This window comes from Prevotella conceptionensis 9403948 (assembly GCF_000312305.1).
In the GTDB taxonomy this organism is placed as follows: Bacteria; Bacteroidota; Bacteroidia; order Bacteroidales; family Bacteroidaceae; genus Prevotella; species Prevotella conceptionensis.
Map to the genome: position 1 here is coordinate 290,177 of NZ_HE999445.1, position 5,010 is coordinate 295,186.

Annotated in this window: 2 protein-coding genes; both read left to right on the forward strand. The window is 52.4% G+C overall.

All coding sequences use genetic code 11. From position 1 onward, the window contains the following. Window positions 1-548 precede the first annotated feature (548 nt). A complete protein-coding gene (locus BN93_RS05535) occupies window positions 549-2,807 on the forward strand; it encodes a TonB-dependent receptor family protein (RefSeq protein WP_019187355.1) in 2,259 nt (752 codons plus the stop codon). Between the two features lie 39 nt (window positions 2,808-2,846). Beyond that, window positions 2,847-5,010, forward strand: a 2,164-nt coding sequence (locus tag BN93_RS05540; RefSeq protein ID WP_044259908.1) for a SusC/RagA family TonB-linked outer membrane protein, incomplete at its 3' end; no start/stop codon positions are given.

The window sequence follows — 5,010 nt, forward strand, 5'->3', positions numbered from 1 at the left end:
TGAGCAGAAAAGGCACTTATAATGTTAAATTTTTTACTAAAAACATTACAACCGTTGACAAGTTGACGAGTTGGTGGGCGCAGCCATCTTTTCATTCTTTCAAGTTAACAAGTTGGTGGGTGCAGTCATCTTTTCACCTTTTCCAGTTAACAAGGTGACCAGTTAACGAGTTGACGAGTTGGTGGCGCAGCCATCTTTTCACCCTTTCACCCGTTCACCTTTTCACCCTTTCACCTTTTCACCCTTTCACCTTTTCACCTTTAAAGTCCCATCTATCTAAAATACCGAGAAATAATGATTGTATAAAAGTTAATTATTTATTAATTTTGCACCCGAAAATAAATAAACGAATAAAAAGGAACCATTCATCAACTGTTTTTACTGACATTATCTACTTGACAAACAAAGGCTTTTGCCACTAACTACAACGCTGCGCCTACCAACAACCGAGAGGGGGAAAAGCGTGGTTAGTCCACGTCTGCGGGCGTAGGAATGAAGAATGCCTGTCGAGAAATACTGTCAGAAAACAAACAGAATACCCAAAAATCATGATGTGTCAAACATTCAGGACGAAATTTCTTATCGCTCTTGCAACCCTTGCGCTTGCCATCTTTACCGCTGCCCAAGCCCAAGAACCAACCAAGAGCAAGGCCATGACCGACTCTACACACCGCATTCGCGAAGTGGTGGTGCGCTCCAACCAAATGCTGGGCAGCAAGTTCGAGGCTCGCAACCGTACGGGGTCGGCCTATTACCTATCGCCCACCGAACTGGCTAAGTTTGGTTACACCGACATCAACCGCATGCTTAAAAGCGTTCCCGGCGTAAACGTGTACGAGGAAGACGGCTTTGGACTTCGCCCCAACATCAGTTTGCGCGGTACGAAGGCCGAACGTAGCGAACGTATCTCGCTCATGGAAGACGGTGTACTGGCAGCACCAGCCCCATACGCTGCACCTGCCGCCTACTATTTCCCAAACGCCGCCCGCATGTATGCCATCGAAGTGCTTAAAGGTAGCAGCCAAGTGCAATACGGTCCGTTCACAACGGGTGGTGCCATCAACATGGTTTCTACGCCTATTCCCCAACGATTGTGGGGCAAGGCGCAAGTTTCGTATGGCAGTTACAACACCCTGAAATCGTATGCAGGCTTTGGCAACCGCCACAAGCACGTGGGTTATATGGTAGAATACCTGCGTTACCAATCGAAAGGCTTTCGCCGTGACGAGCCAGACAACCGCACGGGTTTTAAACGCAACGACCTAATAGCCAAGGTTTCGGCACAAACCGACAACGACGAAGGCGTAAACCACCTCTTTGAACTTAAATTCGGCTTTGCCAACGAAACCTCCGACGAAACCTACGTTGGCCTTTCGGAAACCGATTTCGCACAACGCCCTTACTTTCGCTACGCAGGCGCACAACGCGACCAGCTTACCACGCGCCACACACAATGGGTTGGCACCTATATCATAGAGAAAGCCAACAAGTGGAAGATAACCACTAACCTCTACTACAACCACTTTTTCCGCAATTGGTACAAGCTAAGCGATGTGCGGGCAGGCTACACCAAGGCCGAAAAACGTTCTATTGCCAGCGTGCTTGCCGACCCCGAAACCAATAAAGACTACTTCGACATCCTTACTGGCGCAAAAGATTATCTAGGAGAGGCCCTCATGATGCGCGCCAACTACCGTACATACCACTCGCGAGGCATACAAAGCAAGGCCGAATATCGCACCATGCTCTTCGGCGGATACTTCACTGCCGAGGCTGGTTTGCGCTATCACGCCGACGGCGAGGACCGCTTTCAGCGGGATGATGCCTACGCTATGCAGCAAGGTAAGATGAACTTGTTCCTAGCAGGTATGCCGGGAAGTCAGGCAAACCGCATCACCACGGCCCACGCATGGGCCGGATACGCCCTAACCAAGTGGGCCAAAGACGCGCTAACCCTAACGTTGGGCGTTCGTTACGAAGACGTTGACCTGCTAAAACGCGACTATACTGCCGCCGACCCGCGCCGCACGGGCATGGTTCGCATCGAAACGCCCAACCACGCACGAGCCTTCTTGCCCGGTTTAGGTGTTAGCTATCGTCTGCTCCCCGTGCTTTCGGCTTTCGGCGGCGTGCACAAAGGTTTCGCACCACCCAGTGCCACCCTCTACCAAAAGGCCGAAAGCAGCGTAAACCTTGAAGCGGGATTGCGCCTTACCACCAATAACTTGAAGGCAGAGGCCATCGGTTTTTACAACAATTACGACAACATGTTGGGCAGCGACCTTGCTGCACAGGGCGGACAAGGCACACTAGACCAGTTTAACGTGGGCAAAGCCGTGGTGAAAGGTCTTGAACTGATGTTGCATTATCAACCCCTACCCCGTCATTGGGGCGTGCAATTGCCCTTGCAGTTGTCGTACACCTACACCGATACCGAGATGCGAAACACATTCAGCAGCGAGTCGTGGGGCGACGTTGTCTATGGCGACGAGATACCTTATATATATAAGCACGCCTTCAATGCCCAGCTAGGTTTCGAGCACAAACGCTTTGAGGCCAACATAGGCGTGCGCATAAACGGCGACATGCGCACCCAACCAGGACAAGGGCGCATTGCCGAACGCGAGAAAATTCCCGCCCATGCCATCGTAGATGCATCGCTAAAAGGACATCTCAACCGCCACATCACCCTCACACTTAACGCCATCAACCTCACCAACAAGGTTTATTTAGTGTCGCGCCATCCCTCCGGACTTCGCGCAGGCCATCCCCTTGGCATCTATGGAGGCGTGCTCTGGCGCCTATAACACCCACATACAACCCCCTCTGTTTAAGCAAACAAACTTATGACAACAAACATATCAACCCCTTTGAAGAAAGTCCTAACCCTTTGCCTTGCGCTCTTGGCCTGCCTACAAGTGGCTATGGCGCAAACCGCCAATACCATAACGGGAACGGTGAAGAACGAACAGGGCGAAACCCTAGTGGGTGCCTTGGTGCAAGCCGCAGGCACCACGGAGCGCGCCGTGACCGACATCGACGGACACTTTACCCTTAAAGCCGCCCCTGGCCAAACGCTACAAGTGAGCTATGTGGGCATGACCACCCTGCGAACCAAGGCCCAAGCCAAGCCCATGACTATTGTGATGAAGGCCGATAGCCGAATGGTGGACGAGGTGGTGGTAACTGGTTACCAGAACATTCGCAACCGTGTGTACACCGGTGCAGCCACTTCGGTTAAGATGAACGACATTAAACTAGAAGGTATAGCCGACCTCTCGCGCATGCTTGAAGGGCGTGTGGCTGGTCTTTCCATACAAAACATATCGGGAACGTTTGGTTCTGCACCGCGCATTAACATCCGTGGCGGTGCCTCTATCATCGGTAACGTGCAGCCGCTGTGGGTTATCGATGGTGTGGTTTACGAAGACTTGGTACACCTAAACCTAGACCAACTGGCATCGGGCGATGCTGCCACGCTGGTTGGGTCGGCCGTTGCAGGCCTTAATCCTGCCGACATAGAAGACATTCAGGTACTGAAAGATGCCTCGGCAACCTCTGTTTACGGCGCGCGCGCACTCAACGGCGTTATCGTTGTGACCACAAAATCGGGTAAAAGAGAAACGCCCTTGCGCGTAAGCTACGCTACAGAGAACTCCATCCGCATGAAACCGCGTTACAGCCAGTTCGACTTGTTGAACTCGCAAGAAACAATGGCCCTCTATCAAGAGATGAACGACAAGGGATATTTTGGGCTCCGCAATGCGCTTTACGGCCGAAGGGCAGGCGTTTACCACGAGTTGTACAGAGGGCTGAGCACCATCGACCCCTCAACAGGCCGATACCAAATAGCCAATACGCCCGAGGCACGCAACGCCTTTCTGCGCGAAAGGGAATACGCCAACACCGATTGGTTCGACCTGCTCTTTACACTTAACCCCACAACCAACCATTCGCTCACCTTCGCCGGCGGCGGAAAAAACGTGGCAACATACGCCTCTGTGGGCTTTTATCACGATAGCGGTTGGACCATCGCCGACAAGGTTAGCCGCCTAACGGCCAACATCAAGAGCACCTTTTATATTAACGAGAAGATGCGCGCCACGCTTTCGGCACAAGGAAACATACGCTCACAGAAGGCACCAGGCACCATGCCCCAACGCAAAAACCACACTTTGGGTGTGTTTGAGCGCGATTTCGACATCAACCCCTTCTCTTACGCCCTCGGCACAAGCCGCACGCTGCGCCCATACAACACCGACGGCAGTCTGGCTTACTATCGAAACAACTGGGCTCCGTTCAACATTCTGAACGAATATGCCAACAACCAAACCCACGTAGACGTGCTTGACTTTAAGCTACAAGCCGAAGGCAGCTACCAACTGACGACAGACTTGGCCGTGAAAACCTTGTTTTCGGCCCGCCGTGCCAACACTGTCACCACACACGAGGTTGACGAAGGCTCTAACGTAGTGCAGGCTTATCGCGCCAACGACAACCCCACAGTTGCACAAGAGAACATCTACTTGGTGCGCGACAAGGATAATCCCCTGCTCCAACCAAAGGTTGGCCTTACCCACGGCGGCTTGTTCAACCGCACCGAGACCTCAATGACCAGCTTTTTGGCACGTTTGGCCCTCGATTTCGATAAGCGCATGGGGCAGCACGACTTTAAAGCGTTTGCCTTTACCGAGGTTCGCGCCGCCAATCGCTCCAACCAACCCTTCCAAGGTTACGGCATACAATATGGTCGCGGCAACCAAGTGTACACCAATCCGCTTATCTTCGACAAGCTAACCAACGAAGGTAACAGTTACTTTGGACTGCATAAGCGCAACGAACGCGGCGTAACCTTCTCGCTAAACGGGACCTACGGCTATGCCGGACGTTACGTTTTCAACTTCGTTCTCAACACCGAAGGCTCCAATAGTTCGGGGCGTGGGGCACGCGCACTATGGTTGCCCACATGGAATGTTGGTGCCAAGTGGAACATCGACCAAGAAAAGTTCC